The following is a 19,425-nucleotide window of genomic DNA, read 5'->3' on the forward strand; positions in this document are numbered from 1 at the left end:
TTTTAATTAGATTTAGAAAAGCTGAACTTTATTAATAGGCTAATGAATTGCAAAGACACCCACCGCAGCGAAAGCGCTTAGCATGGGTGTCTTGCTAATCATCTTGCTAACTAGTGGCTAACGCGACAGCCGTCGCCTAGGCCCAACACAAGGAGGGGTTATGCCCGTTCTTCGCTCAAGTATAAATACGAAATCTGAAACATTTATCGCAAATGCTGAACACATGCAGGCTCAGGTAAATGATCTCCTCGAAAAAATCGAACAAATTTGCCAAGGTGGCGGTGAAAAAGCGGCGGAGCGCCACGTGTCTCGAGGGAAACTTCTACCTCGCGACCGAATCAACGCACTGATTGACCCAGACACGCCCTTTCTGGAAATAGGCCAACTGGCAGCATGGGAAGTCTACGAAGACTATGTACCTTGTGCCGGAGTCGTTGCCGGTATCGGTATTGTTGCAGGTATCGAGTGTATGATTGTAGCTAACGATGCCACTGTAAAAGGCGGGACGTACTACCCCCTTACCGTGAAAAAGCACCTTCGCGCTCAGACTATCGCAGAGCAAAATAACCTACCTTGTATTTACTTAGTAGATTCAGGTGGCGCTAACTTGCCCCGTCAAGATGATGTATTCCCAGACAGAGAGCACTTTGGACGCATCTTTTTTAATCAAGCGAATATGTCTGCTAAGAATATTCCTCAAATTGCGGTAGTAATGGGTTCCTGTACAGCCGGTGGTGCTTATGTTCCCGCCATGGCTGATGAAAGCATTATCGTTAAAGAACAAGCGACTATTTTTCTAGGCGGCCCACCGCTTGTTAAAGCTGCAACAGGTGAAGTAGTTACCGCAGAAGAGCTTGGCGGTGGTGACGTTCATACTCGAATTTCGGGTGTTGCCGACCATCTCGCTAACAACGACCACCACGCACTTTCATTAGCGCGTAATGCTGTCTCTAGACTAAACAGAAAGAAGCCAGAATGCCTGGACGTGGCCGAGGTAAAACCTCCACGCTACGACATCAAAGAAATATACGGCATTGTGCCTGCTGATAGTCGTCAGACATACGATGTAAGAGAAATCATTGCGCGTATTGTGGATGATTCAGATTTTGATGAATTCAAACCGCTTTACGGCACAACCTTAGTTTGTGGTTTTGCACGCATTTTCGGTTTCCCTGTAGGCATTGTGGCTAACAACGGCATACTTTTCGGTGAAAGCGCGCTCAAAGGTGCGCATTTTGTCGAACTATGCGCCATGCGAAAAATCCCTCTCGTATTTTTGCAAAACATCACAGGCTTTATGGTCGGTAAGCAATACGAGCACGGCGGTATCGCAAAACACGGTGCAAAAATGGTAACCGCTGTAGCATGTGCGAATGTACCAAAGCTTACTGTCCTTATCGGCGGCAGTTTCGGTGCAGGCAACTATGGCATGTGCGGCAGAGCCTATGACCCACGCTTCCTTTTCATGTGGCCAAACGCTCGAATCTCTGTAATGGGTGGTGAACAAGCTGCAGGCGTTCTCGCCCAGGTTAAGCGCGACCAAAAAGAGCGCTCAGGCGAGTCATGGTCCCAAGAAGAGGAAAAGGCATTTAAACAACCTGTCATCGACACTTACGAAAAACAAGGGCATCCATACTATGCGTCTGCAAGGCTTTGGGATGATGGTGTTATCGACCCTGCGGACACTCGATTAGTGCTTGGTCTATCGCTTTCAGCGACACTTAATAAGCCTATCGAAGACACCCAATTTGGCATATTTAGAATGTAGGAGTGCAGGTAATGGAACAATCAGTGATTTACAGCGTAGATGAAAGAAACATTGCCACTGTTACTTTAAACAGAGCTGAAAAACATAATGCCTTTAACGACGAAATGATAAACGAGCTTACTCGCGTTTTTAAAAAAGCGGGTGAAGACGCAAACATTCGCGCGCTTATTTTACGAGCGGAAGGTAAAAGTTTCAGTGCCGGGGCAGATCTTAACTGGATGAAAAAAATGGCCAGTTATACCGAAGCGCAAAATGAAAGCGACGCACTTGCATTAGCAACCATGCTGCAGACGCTTTATAAAATGCCGAAGCCCACGATAGCAAGAGTACAAGGTGCAGCTTTTGGCGGTGCTGTTGGTTTAATTGCATGTTGCGATATTGCTATTGGAAGCAAGCTCAGTAAATTTTGCTTAAGTGAAGTTAAAATTGGCCTTATTCCAGCAACCATCAGCCCTTACGTGGTTGAAGCTATGGGCGCACGAGTATGCCGACGCTACTTCCAGACCGCTGAAGTATTTTCTGCGCGCAGAGCAAGACGACTCGGACTTTTGAGCGAATCAGTAACAGAAGACGAACTCGATAGCACTATCGACAATATTTTATCAAACATACTGAAAAACGGCCCCCAAGCAGTGGCGAAAGCAAAAGACTTAGTGCAATGGGTGTCTACGCAAGAGATTAACGATGCGCTTCTCACAAAGACGAGCAAACTTATCGCACAAGTTAGGACATCTGAAGAAGGTCAAGAAGGTCTGTCAGCCTTTTTAGAAAAGCGCAGTGCTTCATGGGTGGAGGTTAAGAATGATAAATAAATTACTAATTGCAAACCGTGGTGAAATTGCTTGCCGCGTTATAAAGACAGCCAACGCTCAAGGTATAAAGACAGTCGCCGTTTACTCTGACGCCGACAAAAATGCCCTTCATGTACAAATGGCTGATGAAGCTGTTTATCTAGGGCCATCTCCGTCGAAGAAAAGTTATTTACGAGGCGAGTTGATCATTGAAAAAGCAAAGGAGCTTGGTGTAGACGCTATCCACCCAGGCTACGGCTTTCTCTCAGAAAATGCTGAGTTTGCGAATCTATGCGCCAAAAACAATATTATCTTTGTAGGCCCACCAGCATCTGCAATTGAAGCGATGGGTTCTAAGTCTGCCGCCAAACACATTATGGAAAAAGCTGGTGTTCCTTTGGTTCCAGGCTATCACGGCGACGATCAAAGTGAAGCGGTATTAAAAGGCGCTGCCGATGAAATGGGATACCCAGTTCTATTAAAAGCCGCTGCTGGCGGTGGCGGTAAGGGCATGCGCCAAGTGTGGAGTGAAAAAGAGTTTTCTCAAGCATTAAATGCAGCCAAACGTGAATCTATGGCGAGCTTTGGTGACGACCATATGCTGGTTGAAAAGTACCTGACGCGCCCTCGTCATGTTGAAATTCAAGTTTTCTGTGACACCCATGGTAACGGCGTATACCTTTTTGAACGTGATTGTTCGGTTCAACGCCGACACCAAAAGATTATTGAAGAAGCCCCTGCCCCCAATATGTCTCAGTCAGTGAGAGAAAAAATGGGTGAAGCGGCGATACTCGCGGCGAAAGCCATTAACTACGTAGGTGCGGGAACGGTTGAGTTTTTACTTGATGAAGACGATTCATTTTACTTCATGGAAATGAATACACGCTTGCAAGTAGAGCATCCTGTGACAGAAATGATCACCCGTGAGGATTTGGTTCACTGGCAATTAACTATTGCCGAAGGAAAGCCCCTTCCTAAACAACAAAATGAACTCACCTTAACAGGACACGCATTCGAAGCGCGCATTTATGCTGAAGATCCAAACAACGAGTTTCTACCTTCTACCGGCACGCTGCGCCTGTTACGCACACCAAAAGAAAATGACGTAGTTCGCGTTGACACAGGTGTCGTTGAAGGTGATGAGGTAAGCGTTTTTTACGACCCAATGATTGCCAAGCTTGTGGTTTGGGGAGAGAACCGTGAGATAGCGCTCAAACGCTTAATTAGTGCATTGGGTGACTACTATATTGACGGTGTAAGCACAAACATCGACTTCTTAAAGCGTGTCGCAACACACCCTGCGTTCGTTGCCGCTGAGCTTACAACTACGTTTGTGGAGAAACACCATGATTCGTTGTTTAGCGCGACAAGTGAGGATGCAGCTAGCGATGACACCCAAGTAAATATTCCTGTGATGGCATTGCTTTCACTTTTAAATAGAAAAGTTTCTAGAAGCGATAAAACCCCATCTGTTTGGTCAACCGCCGGTGCGTGGCGCGCTAACGCAAATCACACAGAAACTCTTGCATTGCTTTGCAACCAAGAAGAAGTGCATGTTGGGGTCAAACACCAGCGTCACGGGACTGAAGATGCTTGGGAGCTATCTGTTGGAGACAATTCCTATAACGTGAAAGGCAAGCTGGTAGATAGTGCTTTGCATGCAACAATTAATGGGTACAAATCAACATTTACGTATTCAGATAATGATGGCGTGTTTACACTCTTCAACAAAGACACCCATGCTAAGTTCAGCCTAATCTCAGCATCTCTTGGTGATGATAACGATGATAATGGCGACGCTAATTTCAGTGCCCCGATGAACGGAACCATAGTGGCGCATTTGGTCGAAAAGGGTGTGTTGGTCAAAAAAGGCGAGCCTATACTAGTTATGGAAGCGATGAAAATGGAGCACAGCATCATTGCCCCGCACGATGGTGCAGTGGAAGAGTTCTTTTTCAATCCCGGTGAACTAGTTGACGGTGGCGCAACACTGTTGGCGTTCTCCACTAAAGAAGCTGCCGAGGTTTGATGTGATGTTTCCTAAAGAAGTGAGTATTGTTGAAGTAGGTCCTCGAGATGGCCTTCAGAATGAAAAGCTGGCCTTAAGCGCCGAACAAAAGATTGAACTTATTCAACTTCTTTCTAAAACTGGCCTTAACCGTATCGAAGCAGGAAGCTTTGTATCACCCAAATGGGTGCCCCAAATGGCAAACTCGGATGCGGTTTTTAAGGCGCTTAGCCCCGAAGACAAGATTCATTATTCTGCATTGACACCCAACCTTAAGGGCTTGGAAGCAGCCATTGAAGCGGGTGCGAAAGAGGTTGCAGTATTCGGTGCTGCCTCTGAATCCTTTTCACAAAAGAACATTAACTGCTCTATAAGCGAGAGCTTAAAGCGTTTCGAGGCTGTGTTTGACCTGGCAAGCGAAAACAAAATCAAAGTGAGGGGCTACGTTTCGTGCGTAATGGGGTGTCCTTATGAAGGTAAAATTTCACCTAGTGCCGTTACACAGGTGAGTAAGGAACTTATTGACATGGGGTGTTACGAAGTATCCCTTGGCGATACTATCGGCGTAGGTACACCAATGTCTACAAAACTGCTATTAGATGACGTCTTAAATGAGGTTGATGTCAGCAAAGTTGCCGCCCATTTCCATGATACTTATGGACAAGCGCTAGTGAATTTATACACTGCCCTTGGATATGGCATCTCTTCCATTGATTCAGCTGTTGCAGGACTTGGAGGCTGCCCGTATGCCAAAGGCGCAAGTGGGAATGTTGCAACTGAAGACGTCCTATATATGTTGAACGGTATGGGTATATCAACAGGTATAGACATGGCGAAATTGTTAAAAGCGTCTTCTTACATTTCAGAACTTTTAGGCCGCTCTCCCGTGTCGAAAGCAGCTAATGCGCTTCTAGCAAAATAAAAAACTGATGGGGGATGCGGCAATGCGCCCCCTCTAAGAAAGACACCCACCCTAATTGTGAAGTCTCACTTTAAATCACCGTTTATGTAATGGGTGTCTTTATAAGTTTATAGGCACAAACTCAAAAATACATTCTTTCACGCTCAGCTAGTTCGCTTTGCAATGGATGTCTCTTCAAATATTCATTACTTTTCAGCGAAAAGTCTTACGTTGGGTGTCTCTTCTAGAACAAAACAAGTCCATCGGTCAGGTCACAACTGAATATTCACAATGCTAAGGTCACACAATGACTAATTACCTTGCATTTATCTAACATGGCTCAAAGCAGAAAATCCCTCATTAGTTTAAAAGATACACCCTACTATCATTGTATATCTCGCTGCGTGCGCCGTAGCTACCTCTGCGGGTACGACCGAAACAATAGAGTTAGTTACGAGCATCGAAAATCGTGGGTAGAACAACGGCTGTTATTTTTGAGCCGGGTATTCGCGATAGATATTTGTGCTTACGCTGTTATGAGTAACCATGTCCATATCGTTTTATGCGTGAATAAAGAGGCAGCGCTCTCATGGTCATTACAAACTGTGTTACATCAATGGCATAAAATGCACAAAGGAACCGTACTTACTCAAAAGTTTATGAAGGGCGAGATCTTGAGCGAAAGTGAGTATGAGACAGTTAAAAGTACTGCTGATGTGTATAGAAAAAGGCTCTACGACATAAGCTGGTTCATGAGAAATTTAAACGAGTATATTGCGAGAAAAGCAAACGAAGAGGACGATTGTACTGGCAGATTTTGGGAAGGTCGCTTCCGTTCACAAGCATTGCTAACAGAAAAAGCTCTACTTTCATGTATGGCATATGTTGACTTAAACCCTATACGCGCAAAGGTCGCAACGGGCTTACAAGACTCATATCACACAAGCATTAATAAAAGATTGAACACGAGTATTTCACAAAACAAGACAATAAAAGGGTTAATGCCATTAAAGAGCCACCAACGATGTAGAAACACTCGCGGCTTAGATTTCACATTGAATGACTATTGCGATCTTCTTAACCAGTCAATCCAACTGTTGCGCAACACCGATTCGATAGCCGCTCAAACGAGACCCATTCAACATGTAAAACCTCTTGGTGTATGCCAACATCATTGGCATCACATTATCAGTGATTTCGAAAACGTGTTTTCAGTCGCGGCAGGAGACGGTTCATCTATGCGGAAGTTCCAAGCAAATACTAAAAGAAAACGAATGGCCAAAATATCTTCGGCAGCGATATGCTTTGACTAAACCATTCTACTTCTCGTCAGGTAAGATAACAGTAGTGATAATTGCCAGTAACAGCATACCAGCCATAATATAAACCACTGAAAAGGTTAAAACAGGGGTTAATGCAGCGTAAAGTGCACCGAATGCTAATAAAATCATACCTATAGCCGTGTTTGAGAAGCCAACCAGCTCTGTTCTTTCATGGCCTTCTTTAACATCTAAACTATATGTTTTCCGTCCGGTTCTTACGCCAGCATGGGATACCGATAACAAGAAAAACAACAGTGCAGAGGTTACAATCGGCGTCGTTTGCAATGTAAGCAAACCAATGCATGAAATTATTGCGAGTACCCCTGAAATTTGGAGTGTTAACTTTGCGCTTTTGTCTGCAATCTTTCCCCAAATTATTGATGATAAAAGAGCAGCAGTTGCTTCGGCTCCTATATAAATAGGAAGCAGCTCTTTTACATCTCCATTTTTTTCTATCATAAAATAAGGCGCAACCAAGGCTGAGTGAACGAAAAGCCCTCTTACCAAAATGAATTTGTAAACCGTGGCGTCGAAGTCAATACTAAACGCTTTCTCCTCTTTATCACCCACATCTACCGTCGTTTTAACAGGCCATACACATATAAGGGTCAAAACAAATGATAAAAGACTCCCGAACAAGACTATCAGCAGCACGTTCGAAGAAAGAGAGCCGTCGTAAATTGTCAAAGGTATAGCGATAACAAGGGTGACCATGCCTGAAACGGTAGATGCAATTCCGATTAGGTTACCCCGCTCACCTTTCGTAGCTACATCAGCCTCCATATCTTTCACGGTAAGAGAACAGGCAGAGCGACCCAGGCTCAGGAAGACAAGCGAAATAAGTATCAAGGTACCCGCCAAGCCCCCCGAAAATGAAATGGCCGCGATCAGCATACAGAAAACTGAAAGCGTTTGTGTGAGCATACCGACACGCCAAACCAAGTGCCGCTGAGTATGTTTTCGAAGATAAATGCTAATAAGTACTTGAGGCAGAAGCGCGCCCGACTCTCTAATTGGAACCAGCCAGCCTATCATCCAAACTGGTGCGCCAATGCTAATAAGAAGTGCGGTCAAGGTTGTTTTAGCAGAGATCAGTAGGTCGGCTAGTTTATTAAGCGAAAGGCCTGTAATAAGTAATTTTTTTTGTTTCATGGAAGGTAAGCATGCACCGCAATTCGATTGAACATATACGGTGCACTTATCCAGTCAGATCAGAAAGTTATATGCCCTACCCAGCGTTTTCAGCGAGTATTTTAAGATTTTCTAGGCCCATTTCGAAATCCGGACCAATCATGCTGTCCATCATCAAAGCAAAATATTTGTTTATAGGGTTATTGTCTACCGAGCCTTCATCTCTCCAGGTTACAAGAGAACCATTTTCTGTGGGCTCAATTTCTACGACGCCCGATGAACCCATGTCAAAATCGGGAAAATATAATCGGTACATCACACGTCTGTTATGCTCTAGTTGCGTAATCTCCATTTCTCCATTTCCCTCGGTTTCACTTAACCACTCGGAACGCATCCCAATAGCCCTATCAGGCCCTGAATAATCAAGTTTCATATCAGGATCACGCTTGAACCATACGCCCCATTTCTTCCACTCTTTCAAATCAACGACATAGGGATATATTTCTGATGGCTGAGCATCAATATTAATTGTTCTTTCAACGCTGTAATCTTTAGGAATAAAAAAGCTTGTTGCGACAAATAATACGATAACAACACCTACGACCATTAAGAGTTTTTTTAACGCTCCCATCTGAGACTCCATAAAAGAATTGCCCCTTCAAATATAACATTTAATTAACATTTGTCACTTAAAGATCTTTCTTGCTCATTTTACTGTTAGATAGACACCCATCCCCTCATGTTTAACGCAGTTGAAAGCAAATTTATACTCAAAATAACTATTATGAGCCTTCTCTTTCGCGTTACCGAGAAAGGACACTCAGCAATAAAACCTTATGATGCATGAAGTAACCACTTCGTTTATCGAGCAAAGTGTAGACTAACTTTCTACAGTTTAAAAATGGGTGTCTACACAGTGATTTGCTTTGATCGAGGGTCTCTTCTGGATGCCATGATGAAATTGAGTTGCGTGTCTCGCTAACTTTTTTATCGTCAAATTTACTAAGTAACTAACTCATAGTAGCGATGGGTATCATGCTAAAATTTTAATTCAAGAAGCCTATTCCAGTTTAAGAATAAGAGATAGGGGTGGGTGTCTTTGTAAGAGCAACAGTTGAATGCCATTGGATGAGATTAAGGGAATTAAGATGGGTGTCTCTGTAAGGGCGAGAGCCCCCCAACCTACAATTTTTTAAAAACATTTACCATTTCATCACAAAGCATGAAAATCGCGCTGTCATTCTAAATTATCTTGTGTAATATGGATTTAGGTTATCAAGAAAGCCTGTTCAATCAGGCCTATCATGCATAGCGCAGTCAATCGCAACACTTCGTTTTCTTTTTATATTTCTATCGATACACAGTTGTCGCTTTATTACAGGAGTTTATAGGAAATGGCAGATCAAAGTTCTCGTTACATCAGTAACCTTACTCGCGATACATATGCGCTCATCCTCGCGGGTGGTAAAGGTTCTAGACTACACGAGCTCACTAATTGGCGAGCCAAACCGGCACTTTATTTCGGCGGTAAATTTAGAATTATCGATTTCCCGCTATCAAATTGTGTTAATTCAGGTATCCGTCGAATAGGCGTGGTTACCCAATACAAGTCGCATTCTCTTATTCGTCACTTGGTTCGCGGTTGGGGTCATTTCAAAAAAGAACTTGGCGAATCTGTAGAAATCCTACCCGCTTCTCAACGTTTCTCCGACAGTTGGTATGAAGGAACCGCAGACGCGGTCTTCCAAAATATAGATATCATTCGTGATGAGCTTCCAAAATATGTCATGATCCTTTCAGGCGATCACATCTACCGTATGGACTACGGTGATATGTTGGCCAAGCACAAAGAGTCTGGTGCCAAAATGACGGTTTCATGTATGTCAGTGCCCTTGGAAGAAGCCGCAGGTGCGTTTGGCGTTATGTCGGTTGATGAAAACTACCGTATTAACGGATTTGAAGAGAAGCCAGCTAACCCGACCCCACTTCCTAATGACCCAACGCGCTGCTTAGCATCTATGGGCAATTACGTGTTTGATACAGAGTTTCTATTCGAGCAATTACGTGTTGATGCTGAAAATATGGGCTCTCAGCGAGACTTTGGTAAAGACATCATTCCATCAATCATCGCCGACCACCCAGTATACGCCTATCCTTTTGAGAAAAGTGGCGGAGACAACGCCTATTGGCGCGATGTAGGTACTATCGATTCATTTTGGGAAGCCAATATGGAAATGGTTGCTCCTGTACCTCAATTGAACCTCTACGATAGAAAATGGCCCATATGGACATACCAAGAGCAACTGCCACCAGCAAAATTTGTTTGGGAAGACCACGACAGACGTGGTGAAGCGATTAACTCCGTAGTTTCTGGGGGTTGTATAATTTCAGGCTCTACACTTCGTTCATCTATTTGCTTTTCCAATGTACGCGTACATTCCTATGGCCTTATTGAAGACGCCGTAATTCTTCCTGATGTGGAAATCAAACGCCATTGCAAGCTGAAAAAGGTGATTATCGATCGAGGTTGTGTCATTCCTGAAGGAACTACAATTGGTTACGATCACGAGCAAGACAAGGCACGTGGGTTCCGCGTATCTGAAAAAGGCGTGGTACTGGTGACGCGAGAAATGTTAGGTCAGCCCGTGGGTGGACTAAGCAAGCCTAGAAAGCACGACTAACTCATTTATCCTAATGTTATGGCGAGATTGATTTTGGCGTTAAAGCGCTTAAATCAATCTCTGTAATATTTAATTCGCCTCATTACTCCACTGCGTTAATGTACGCTCAATAAAGCTCGCTACCTGCTCAGGGTGTTCTAGTGGAAACATATGGCCACCATCGAGCACGCTATGCTCAATAGCATTATGCTTCAGAAGCCTCGAGTACATTTCTGGCTTACACACGTTACTTTTGCTTCCTGTCGCCAATACGGCCGGACACTTAAGCTTTCCTTTATATTTACCCAAATTGTGCGGAACATTGCGAAACAAATCTGCTTCTACTTCTGCACGAAATGTGAGCGAAATATTGTCCCCCTTCAAGGCGGTTACAGATTTTACATAATCGCGCACGCATCGTTTATCCATATCCCTAAACAATGCTTTGCTGTGAAAGTACGCCACCATATCAGTATTGCTTGGCCAACTGGTATTGCGTGTTTGCGCGAGTTTCGCTGGCGTAAGCTTGTTAATTAACGGCGTGTGTTTCGCGAATTTAAAAAAGTAACTTAACGGGCCGACAACAAGTGGCGGATCGAATAAAATGATGCCTCTGAACAGCTCTGGCGCTTCGCAAGCCGCCATGTAGGTAATTACAGCACCAAATGAATGCCCAATACCATACACGCCTCGCGGATCCTTGTTCTCTTTTTTTATATGCTTGATAAGTTCTTGAACTTGATTGCGCCAGTTACCATTCACAGGAAGCTGAGGATCGTGTCCGAAGCGCTCAACATGAAGACGGTGAAAGTGATCAGGTAACGCTGAAAACATCGCATTATAACTACCTGCCGGAAATCCATTTGCATGGGCAAAATGAAAACTCAACTCTGACGACGTCACCAATACACTCCTTTATACTTAAACAACAAAGGGGCTTTAAATCAGCCCCTTAGCATGAAAGTTCGATAATACTATAAGCCTCTGGCTTCTGCCATTTCCCAATCTTTTACAATCTTCGTGCTCGTCCATAAGAACACGGCAATAGAAAGCGCGTAAGGAACTACTAGGTAGATGAGAGCCTGTCTCAATGCCTCCGTCTCGCCTAAAGATGGCACCAATGCTTGGCTAATAATACCAGTCAGCGTTGGGCCACCGCCCAGCGCAATGATGTTCAATACAAAGAAGAACAACGCTGTCGACATAGCTCTTACGTTTATTGGAGCTAGTGTCTGTGCCATCGCAAAACTTGGGCCTAGGTATGAACCACTGGTGAATAACAACAGCGCCATGAGCCCTACTGATAACCACAAATCTTGCACTTGTAACGATGCATAAAATGCCGGCACACCAATAATAAGTGCGATAGCGGGCAATAACGCATAAGCTTTTTTATTGTGCTTACCCCATCTATCAGCAATATAGCCTCCTAGCCATACACCGAGCGCATAGGCGGTGCCATTGATAATGCCAAAAACGATTAGCAACTGTGTAATATCTAAACCCGCAAAGGCGCGAACGTAGTAATCAATTACCCATGTCGATATGGCATAGTTACCGAATGATCCAAAGGAAATACCCAGTGCCATTCCCCACCACGTCGGAATTTTCAGTAGCATCTTGAGAGACGACTTTACACTCGGCTTGTTCGCATCATCTGCGCTTGGTAAAGAGACCGTTCTGGCAGGTTCCTTGACCGTGAGCTTAAGCAAAATAGCCAGTAACACCCCTGGAATACCCACGCTGTACATTACCGTTCGCCAGTCGGCAGAACCGCCCTGTAAAAAGAACGCTGATGCAAAAAACGCAAGCATAACGCCAAAAGGAATACCTAAAGAGTATATTGCGAGCGCGCCCGCGCGTTTTTCTTTAGGGAATAAGTCAGAAATAATACTGTGGGACGGTGGACTACCACCCGCTTCACCGATGCCGACACCAATACGTGCTATGGCAAGCTGCATGTAATTGGCAGCTAACCCAGATGCAGCGGTAAATCCACTCCAAAGCGTTAGAGAGATCGCAATGATATTAACGCGGCTGTACCTGTCGGCAAGCCATGCAATTGGGATCCCCATCACGGTATAAAGTAGCGCAAAGTAGATGCCTTTAAGCCACCCAAGTTGGGCGTCATCTAACCCCAAATCGGCTTTGATAAAAGGAGATAGAATCCCAATGATTTGCCTGTCTATAAAGTTAAAGGCATACACCAAGGTTAATATGAATAGAACGTAATTCCGGTAACTTCTAGATGCTCCTGCTTCTGCAGCGGGAATACCTTCAACGTGAGTATGGGCCATAACAGTCCTTTTGAGTGACAATAGCTCAGTCTATGCATTAGGCAAAAAAATAAACAACTAATTGTTACTTATTTGTTAACATAACGAAAATTTCTAACTGAGGCTTTTCGTTCTATAGCGCTTAAGGTACGATGACAAACACTTAACTCATCAGACCAGACAAGCAAATATGACAGTAGATGAATTGCTCAATATTCCTCAATTATCTCAAACTTCGGAAAACACATGGAAAGTTGATGGACTAGTTATCCCTAAGACGTGGGGACAGGGACGAACTGCGTTTGGAGGAATTTCTGCCGGTATGCTTTACACCGCAGTAAAGCAGCAAGTCACTGATAACCGTGTGCTGCGCTCTTTTACCACCAACTTTGTCGGTCCCCTATCTCTTGAAGCGCCTTTTTCTATCGAAGTAACGCTACTTAGAACAGGGAAAAATGTCTCTCAGTTCACCGCTCATGCTATTCAAGACGGCAAAAGCTGTGTTTTTTCGCAAGCCTGTTTTGGTGTTGCGCGTCAGTCAGGTATTCAAGTTGAGAATACAGATACACACGACATGCCTCAGCCGAATAAAGCAAAGTTCATCCCGCAAATACCTAAAGTTACGCCTAAATTCTTACGCTATTTTGATTTGGCAATTGAAGATGGCGGCATTCCATTTACGCGCAGAAAAACCAGCCATTATCACGGCTTTATGCGCTTCAAGCAGCCCCCCGAAGCCATCACTGATGCACATATCATTACTATGATCGACGCATGGCCACCTACACTTTTACAAATGATGAAGCTTCCGGCACCAGCCAGTACAGTAAGTTGGAACTTGGAATTTATCCATCCTCACAAGCCGGTAAGCCCGACAGACTGGTTTGCTTATAAAGCTCACACAAGACAAGCTGCAGATGGTTATGGCCATACTGAAGCGACGATTTGGGATAAGGATAATGAAGTGATTGCCATCAGTAGGCAAACCGTAGCGATTTTCGACTGATCGCTACGGCATTTCGAAAAGCACGTTAAAAACGTTACGTTAATACAGCATAAACGCGTTAGGGTTAAACAGGGAAATTACCGAAATACACTGCAGGTTGGTTATATCTAGCGCGTCTTCTAAATCTTCGCGATTAAGCGACAATGCCTCATGCAATTCTGGCTTTAAGTTGTGATAACTCGGGTAGATCTCAGGGTTAACGTTATCGAGTGCCAACACATAGGAGAGTTGTAGAATCTTCTCATCTGTAGAAGCAGACTCCTCCTCTTCTTTGTGGATACTGGCAATTGGCGTATAAATAGAGCTTGGAATATCCCACTTTTCAATTAATCTTGCCGATAATTCCGCATACGTGAACCCTAGCACTCCAAATTGAAGTTCAGCAGGACTTACTCTGGTGTTAAATGCCTGACAACGGGTTGCCGACTCAGGCAAAACCGAAACGGTTACCAGCTCGCCTATGTTGTGAAGCAGCCCCGAAACAAAGAGTCGCTCAGGCTCACGAATATTGCGCATATCGGCAAAGTATTTTGCCAAGAGACCGCACGATACACTTTGCTCCCAAAACTTGTCGAGATCGATACGTTGACCGTCTACATCACTGAATGCTTGGCTTACGCCATAAGCCAGTGCCAAGTCGTAAGTGGAGCGGGTCCCCACTACCTGGATGGCTCTTGTGACGGTGTCTATTTTATTAGGAAAACGATAGAGCGCTGAGTTTGCTACTCTTAGCAATTGCGTTGCCAATGACGGATCGAAAGCAATAATATCGCCGATGTCGTCAATGCTTGAAGCTTCATCATCCATACAAGCTTTAAGTCGAGTTACCGAATCAGGTAAAACAAAGAGGTTTTCCGCTTTCGAAACTAATTCATCTAAATTCATTCGTGCACTCTCTTTCATGCCGCCTTTGTCAATATAGCGTTGAAGGCACCTCCATTCGCCTTGTGTCCATTAAGGTATAGGCACAAAAATGTAGTTGGTCAATAAGTATCAACTAGTAAAAAAGTATGATTTCTTTACTAATCATTAAGTTAACCTGAATCCTTCATAAGCCTTGATACCGCGGGGCTCATTTTCAATTTGAAAATCTTGCTTTACGCTGAACATCAACAATCCACGCAACGCCGCTGATACGCACTACACTCGTGTATTCAGCGCATCCCTGGAAGGCCTGTATTATAGCTTTTTGCCCCTTTTTACATACAAATAATTCTAATACACAGAAAAACTTAGGGTAATTACCTATAAGAATTAGATTTTCTAAGGAACACTTGCTTTTGTAATGACCAATTCAAATTTATGGTAGTATTTGCATACTATTCACTATGCCCTTGATGGCAAAATTCTTAAAGCAAAAGTTGTAATCCATCCATGTTAAATGTCGCTGTTATCGGTTATGTGTGGCCTGAGCCAAATTCTTCGGCCGCGGGCCAAAATATGTTAGCTATTATTAAGCGTTGCTTATCTGCCGATTTCAATGTGACATTTCTGACCGCTGCCACCGATAGCGACCATAAAGAAGACCTTACAGCATTAGGCGTTGATGTGCATTCTGTGGCATTGAATTGTAGTTCTTTTAATAGCCAAATAGCGCATATAAAGCCTGACGTTGTTATATTCGACCGCTACATGACAGAAGAGCAATTTTCCTGGCGAGTAAAAGAAGCGTGCCCAGATGCACTTCGAGTTTTAAACACTGAAGATTTACACAGCCTGCGTCAGGCTAGGCACGAAGCGGTAAAACAGGACAATGATGCTCGCCTTGCTCAGTTAAATAGCGAATTGGCGCAAAGAGAAGTTGCAGCAATACTAAGAAGCGACCTTACATTAGTAATTTCAAAACGAGAAATGGCGCTTTTGACGGAACATTACGGTGTACCTAGAGCGCAGCTCCAATACCACCCTCTTGTTGTAGGAAAAACGCCCCTCGTCACGCTTACTTTTGAGGAAAGAGCGCACTTTGTTCATATTGGAAACTTTCGCCATGCGCCTAATTGGGACGCGGTCCTGCAACTAAAGCAAAGCATATGGCCTGAGATAAGAAAAGCGCTACCTAAAGCAGAATTGCACATATACGGCGCTTACCCGCCTAAAAAGGCCACCCAACTGCACAACGAAAAACAAGGCTTTTTGGTAAAAGGTTGGGCCGAAAATGTGGAATCTATAATGTTGAGCGCAAAGGTGCTGATTGCTCCTTTACGATTTGGCGCAGGCATTAAAGGCAAACTAATTGATGCGATGCGCTGCGCTACTCCTAGTATCACCACGTGGATAGGCGCAGAAGGTATCACCTCAACCGATTCAATCACTGCTAATAGCAATGTACAGGAAATCGATGAGCCAAAGCAGCTAGCGCAATGGCCTGGTGCGCTTTGTAGCGCGAATACAACTGACGCAGCGGTTATTCAAGACTACGTAGAACAAGCTGTGGCACTTCACAATGAAAAGTCTACGTGGGATAGCGCTAGTAACTTAACGGCGTCAGTGCTTAGCTCATTTGAAAGCCAACAGCCAGAAGTGCCGTTAATTGAAAAAGTCATTGGTTTAAAACAGTCGCTTAACACGCATAGAAACGGTTTATTTATGCAAAGCTTGTTGTGGCATCAAACACTGACAGCGAGCAAGTACATGAGCCAGTGGATTGAAGCAAAAAGTAAATAACGGCAGCCACTAGTTTAGCGGCTAGATGCCCTTTAATTTAGCTATTACAGATTTAATCCCGTTTCCACGGGACTGACTTAAGTAGCGTTCCAGCTGACAGCGAGACAAATATCTCTCAAAGTCGAATTCACTGCGCTGCTGCGGGGTTAACTCGTTTGCTTTTTCTAACAATACTGCAAGCACGCCGCGGATCACTTTGCTAGGCGAGTAAGCCATCAAACTGCCTTGTTCGTCAGAAGTGGCGAGCCATACCGGGCTTTCACACCCTTCTACTTCTGTTTCAGCCGAACGTTTTTCCGCTGGAAGCGGGACAAGCGATTTACCCGCAAGCATCAGTGTACGAGTAAAATCGTCCCATCCTTTCGCGTTAGCCAAAGATGAAGCCAGAGGAAGCAAAGTTTCGAGAGAACTCATGATCTCTATACCTTGCTTAATTTCCGCTAAGCTCTGAGGCCAAATCATCTGCAGTCATAACTAGGTTTTCAACATCACTCGTGGTGGGGAACATTACTAGCTCAACGCCATTCTTATCAAGGCCTGGCAACCAAGTTTGTGTAAACTCATCGAGTGTAATATTCACGCATTGGCCCTCAATTTCGTTTATATCTACAAACTTTTGAGCTAAATCGTGATGCGGGAATACTGGTAGCTGAACGCTTTCACCACCTTCAAACATCACAAAACCTTCACTACCTTGCACCATCCAAATTTCATTTGCTTTTGCAATATAGCTCACTACAAGCTCTTGTCGGTCTTCTGCACTTAGCTTCATCGCTTGCTCGATAACCGCATCACTCAATTTGTCTGCAACTGTTTCTGGAAACACGTTATTTCACCTATCTCAAATTTTGCGGCAAGTATACCTGCCCCAGTAATAGGCGCAATGCAATAAGCGTTAAAAAAGCCCCCTCGGCTAACACACTTACAAAGACACCCATCCATAGCTCTTCTTCATCATCAAAAACATTATTAAGAAGACACCCAAGTTTACCCCTGAAATTACGGGAATCACTCCCGGTTGTAACTCGATCAGCCATTACATTATTAACATTGACATTTTTCGCCCGTTACGAAGACACCCATGATAAAGTTAGAGCAAATCATCCAACGCTGTGAAAGCTTAAACGCAAAGACCTTTACCTCATGCGCAATCTATTTACTGCTCTTAAGCAAGACACCCATGCCAACCACGCTATCTTGGAAAATACCTTTCCCTTCTCGATGTACCACAAAGATAGTGAGTTTAACCATGAGGCCTATCTTGCCATCCTTAACATCATGAGGGTGTTTCACCAAACAACAGCAGAAACCGTAAAACAGGCTGCACTCCAGACCCCTTCCCTTAGCCGCATCGCCTCAATGCTCAATAGCGAAGTTGTTCTACTAGCGCTTAACAATGACACCCACGCGTTGTCGTCCGCAACACTGTCTGCTCAACAACGTTACAATGACCCCCATGCCAAGCTCGAACCTACTACAAGAATAAAAAACAAAGATGAGCCAGTCTTAAACGCCCAGGCTATCGCACAGTTTACTCCTTGCTCCAATTCAACCACCAGCCATGCCATCGCAGCTATCTATGTATGGTTGGGCTCATCAATGGGCGCCAACATTATTGTTAGGCGGTTAGAAGCCATGACGTTAGATATTCCTACCGAGTATTATCAAGCGATGGCAGGATGTGCCAAAGCCTGGGTGTCTTTCAAACAAGAAGTAGAAACACTCTTACCCGAGCTCGGCCTAGATAATGAAAGCTTTGTTAAGAACGCGGTGCAAGACGCAAATGCTTGGTTTGAGTTTTTGATTTCACTGGGCAAGCGCACGGCACCAAATGCCACTCCCTACCATGAGGCAAACGTGTGATTAAGGGATAACTAAATTTATGCTAATGACGAGATTTTAATACACAGCGATTTCACCATTAGCTATAAATAAACTTAATCTAGCCAATCGACTGAATGCATTAATATAGTGGCAAAACGTCGTTAAGCGGTCGTGCACTTTCTGGTAAACTCTAGCCAAATTCGAAGCAAACACTAAAAAGCATGAAAGTAATCTCATTTAATATAAACGGTATTCGCGCTCGTCTACATCAACTTCAGGCGGTTATCGACGCACACCAACCCGATATTATTGGCTTACAGGAAATTAAAGTTCACAACGAACAGTTTCCGGTAGAAGCCGTTGAGGCCATGGGCTATCACGTTTATTTCCACGGACAAAAGAGCCATTACGGCGTTGCTTTTTTGGCGAAGAAAGAGCCGCTTTCTGTGTCGATGGGTTTCCCAACAGATGACGAAGACGCCCAACGTCGCATGATTATTTTAAAAACCACCGATGATGCTGGCGAGCCCGTTACCGTTCTAAATGGTTACTTCCCTCAAGGCGAAAACGAAAAGCATGAAACCAAGTACCCAGCTAAGCGTAAGTTCTACAGAGACTTAATGACTTATTTAGATGATAACCACACACCAGATGACAACGTAATTGTTATGGGCGATGTCAACATCTCTCATACAGACTTGGACATTGGCATTGGTGAAGACAACCGCATACGTTGGCTGAAAACTGGAAAATGCAGCTTCTTGCCGGAAGAGCGTGAGTGGTTGAACACGGTAATTGACTGGGGCTTTGAAGATAGTTTTCGAACACTCAACCCAGAGACAAACGACAAGTTTTCATGGTTCGATTACCGCTCAAAAGGATTCAACGATAATCGTGGCCTTCGCATAGATTTGATTTTGGCAACAAAACCGCTTCATGCAAAACTACATGACGCCGGTATTGATTATGAGCTGAGAGGCATCGAAAAGCCGTCTGATCATGCGCCTATTTGGGCTGAGTATAAAGGGTAAACAGTACTAAATACTGCTCCCCGCCATTAACTAAGGAGTAAAT

At 44.2% G+C, this 19,425-nt stretch carries 17 protein-coding genes; 10 read left to right on the forward strand and 7 right to left on the reverse strand.

Annotated features, from left to right (window positions below; translation table 11 throughout):
• Nucleotides 1-160: 160 nt before the first annotated feature.
• The 5 genes from ACFI6J_RS02885 (at nt 161) to ACFI6J_RS02905 (ending at nt 6,781) form a co-directional block, all read left to right on the forward strand.
• Entirely contained in the window at nt 161-1,768 is a 1,608-nt protein-coding gene (locus tag ACFI6J_RS02885) for a carboxyl transferase domain-containing protein (protein ID WP_061485641.1), read from the forward strand.
• Between the two features lie 11 nt (nt 1,769-1,779).
• Nucleotides 1,780-2,580 (forward strand): enoyl-CoA hydratase/isomerase family protein, encoded by an 801-nt coding sequence (locus ACFI6J_RS02890; protein WP_283619547.1) that lies wholly within the window; start codon nt 1,780-1,782, stop codon nt 2,578-2,580.
• Nucleotides 2,570-4,588, forward strand: a complete 2,019-nt coding sequence (locus ACFI6J_RS02895) for an acetyl-CoA carboxylase biotin carboxylase subunit (protein ID WP_278344228.1) — start codon at nt 2,570-2,572, stop codon at nt 4,586-4,588. Before ACFI6J_RS02890 ends, ACFI6J_RS02895 begins: the two co-directional genes overlap by 11 nt.
• 4 nt (nt 4,589-4,592) lie before the next feature.
• Nucleotides 4,593-5,489, forward strand: a complete 897-nt coding sequence (locus tag ACFI6J_RS02900) for a hydroxymethylglutaryl-CoA lyase (RefSeq protein WP_278344244.1) — start codon at nt 4,593-4,595, stop codon at nt 5,487-5,489.
• Between the two features lie 314 nt (nt 5,490-5,803).
• Nucleotides 5,804-6,781, forward strand: coding sequence for a transposase (locus ACFI6J_RS02905; RefSeq protein WP_049586514.1), 978 nt, complete (start codon nt 5,804-5,806; stop codon nt 6,779-6,781).
• Between the two features lie 6 nt (nt 6,782-6,787).
• Here the strand turns inward: ACFI6J_RS02905 and ACFI6J_RS02910 are convergent, their stop codons facing one another.
• Nucleotides 6,788-7,942 (reverse strand): MFS transporter, encoded by a 1,155-nt coding sequence (locus ACFI6J_RS02910; protein WP_061485637.1) that lies wholly within the window; start codon nt 7,940-7,942, stop codon nt 6,788-6,790.
• A gap of 76 nt (nt 7,943-8,018) precedes the next feature.
• Complete coding sequence (locus ACFI6J_RS02915; RefSeq protein ID WP_014976267.1) at nt 8,019-8,552, reverse strand: SRPBCC family protein; 534 nt, start codon at nt 8,550-8,552, stop codon at nt 8,019-8,021.
• A 763-nt stretch (nt 8,553-9,315) separates the two neighbouring features.
• On the opposite strand from ACFI6J_RS02915, the gene glgC reads away from it, so the two are divergent.
• Nucleotides 9,316-10,602: a glucose-1-phosphate adenylyltransferase gene (gene glgC / locus ACFI6J_RS02920; RefSeq protein ID WP_014976266.1), complete on the forward strand. Its 1,287-nt coding sequence runs from the start codon at nt 9,316-9,318 to the stop codon at nt 10,600-10,602.
• Nucleotides 10,603-10,671: 69 nt separating this feature from the next.
• Here glgC and ACFI6J_RS02925 read toward each other — a convergent pair whose 3' ends face one another.
• Nucleotides 10,672-11,484 carry an alpha/beta fold hydrolase gene (locus ACFI6J_RS02925; protein WP_014976265.1) on the reverse strand — a complete coding sequence of 271 codons (813 nt, stop codon included), beginning with the start codon at nt 11,482-11,484 and terminating at the stop codon, nt 10,672-10,674.
• 71 nt (nt 11,485-11,555) lie between these two features.
• On the reverse strand, nt 11,556-12,878 hold the full coding sequence (locus tag ACFI6J_RS02930; RefSeq protein WP_014949150.1) for a spinster family MFS transporter: 1,323 nt from the start codon (nt 12,876-12,878) through the stop codon (nt 11,556-11,558).
• A gap of 169 nt (nt 12,879-13,047) precedes the next feature.
• Here ACFI6J_RS02930 and ACFI6J_RS02935 point away from each other — a divergent pair, with 169 nt between their 5' ends.
• A complete protein-coding gene (locus tag ACFI6J_RS02935; protein ID WP_039229981.1) occupies nt 13,048-13,863 on the forward strand; it encodes an acyl-CoA thioesterase in 816 nt (271 codons plus the stop codon).
• A gap of 39 nt (nt 13,864-13,902) precedes the next feature.
• Here the strand turns inward: ACFI6J_RS02935 and ACFI6J_RS02940 are convergent, their stop codons facing one another.
• The gene (locus tag ACFI6J_RS02940; protein ID WP_014976262.1) at nt 13,903-14,748 is read right to left on the reverse strand and encodes an HDOD domain-containing protein; all 846 of its coding nucleotides are present in this window, start codon (nt 14,746-14,748) and stop codon (nt 13,903-13,905) included.
• Nucleotides 14,749-15,237: 489 nt separating this feature from the next.
• Here ACFI6J_RS02940 and ACFI6J_RS02945 point away from each other — a divergent pair, with 489 nt between their 5' ends.
• On the forward strand, nt 15,238-16,527 hold the full coding sequence (locus ACFI6J_RS02945; RefSeq protein ID WP_156086275.1) for a glycosyltransferase: 1,290 nt from the start codon (nt 15,238-15,240) through the stop codon (nt 16,525-16,527).
• Between the two features lie 21 nt (nt 16,528-16,548).
• On the opposite strand, the gene ACFI6J_RS02950 is transcribed toward ACFI6J_RS02945, so the two are convergent.
• Nucleotides 16,549-16,941, reverse strand: coding sequence for a SufE family protein (locus ACFI6J_RS02950; protein ID WP_061094802.1), 393 nt, complete (start codon nt 16,939-16,941; stop codon nt 16,549-16,551).
• A gap of 16 nt (nt 16,942-16,957) precedes the next feature.
• Entirely contained in the window at nt 16,958-17,353 is a 396-nt protein-coding gene (locus tag ACFI6J_RS02955) for a DUF2750 domain-containing protein (protein WP_101564202.1), read from the reverse strand.
• Nucleotides 17,354-17,670: 317 nt separating this feature from the next.
• Here ACFI6J_RS02955 and ACFI6J_RS02960 point away from each other — a divergent pair, with 317 nt between their 5' ends.
• A complete protein-coding gene (locus ACFI6J_RS02960; protein ID WP_156086274.1) occupies nt 17,671-18,390 on the forward strand; it encodes a heme oxygenase-like domain-containing protein in 720 nt (239 codons plus the stop codon).
• A 182-nt stretch (nt 18,391-18,572) separates the two neighbouring features.
• On the forward strand, nt 18,573-19,382 hold the full coding sequence (gene xthA / locus ACFI6J_RS02965) for an exodeoxyribonuclease III (protein WP_156086273.1): 810 nt from the start codon (nt 18,573-18,575) through the stop codon (nt 19,380-19,382).
• Nucleotides 19,383-19,425: the final 43 nt, after the last annotated feature.

This window comes from Alteromonas sp. G4i13 (assembly GCF_054960505.1).

Bases quoted from the DNA above. Each gene is read 5' to 3' on its own strand.
- ACFI6J_RS02885 (WP_061485641.1), top strand. From the start codon at position 161: ATGCCCGTTCTTCGCTCAAGTATAAATACGAAATCTGAAACATTTATC.
- ACFI6J_RS02890 (WP_283619547.1), top strand. From the start codon at position 1,780: ATGGAACAATCAGTGATTTACAGCGTAGATGAAAGAAACATTGCCACT.
- ACFI6J_RS02895 (WP_278344228.1), top strand. From the start codon at position 2,570: ATGATAAATAAATTACTAATTGCAAACCGTGGTGAAATTGCTTGCCGC.
- ACFI6J_RS02900 (WP_278344244.1), top strand. From the start codon at position 4,593: ATGTTTCCTAAAGAAGTGAGTATTGTTGAAGTAGGTCCTCGAGATGGC.
- ACFI6J_RS02905 (WP_049586514.1), top strand. From the start codon at position 5,804: ATGGCTCAAAGCAGAAAATCCCTCATTAGTTTAAAAGATACACCCTAC.
- ACFI6J_RS02910 (WP_061485637.1), bottom strand. From the start codon at position 7,942: ATGAAACAAAAAAAATTACTTATTACAGGCCTTTCGCTTAATAAACTA.
- ACFI6J_RS02915 (WP_014976267.1), bottom strand. From the start codon at position 8,552: ATGGGAGCGTTAAAAAAACTCTTAATGGTCGTAGGTGTTGTTATCGTA.
- glgC (WP_014976266.1), top strand. From the start codon at position 9,316: ATGGCAGATCAAAGTTCTCGTTACATCAGTAACCTTACTCGCGATACA.
- ACFI6J_RS02930 (WP_014949150.1), bottom strand. From the start codon at position 12,878: ATGGCCCATACTCACGTTGAAGGTATTCCCGCTGCAGAAGCAGGAGCA.
- ACFI6J_RS02935 (WP_039229981.1), top strand. From the start codon at position 13,048: ATGACAGTAGATGAATTGCTCAATATTCCTCAATTATCTCAAACTTCG.
- ACFI6J_RS02940 (WP_014976262.1), bottom strand. From the start codon at position 14,748: ATGAATTTAGATGAATTAGTTTCGAAAGCGGAAAACCTCTTTGTTTTA.
- ACFI6J_RS02945 (WP_156086275.1), top strand. From the start codon at position 15,238: ATGTTAAATGTCGCTGTTATCGGTTATGTGTGGCCTGAGCCAAATTCT.
- ACFI6J_RS02950 (WP_061094802.1), bottom strand. From the start codon at position 16,941: ATGAGTTCTCTCGAAACTTTGCTTCCTCTGGCTTCATCTTTGGCTAAC.
- ACFI6J_RS02960 (WP_156086274.1), top strand. From the start codon at position 17,671: ATGCGCAATCTATTTACTGCTCTTAAGCAAGACACCCATGCCAACCAC.
- xthA (WP_156086273.1), top strand. From the start codon at position 18,573: ATGAAAGTAATCTCATTTAATATAAACGGTATTCGCGCTCGTCTACAT.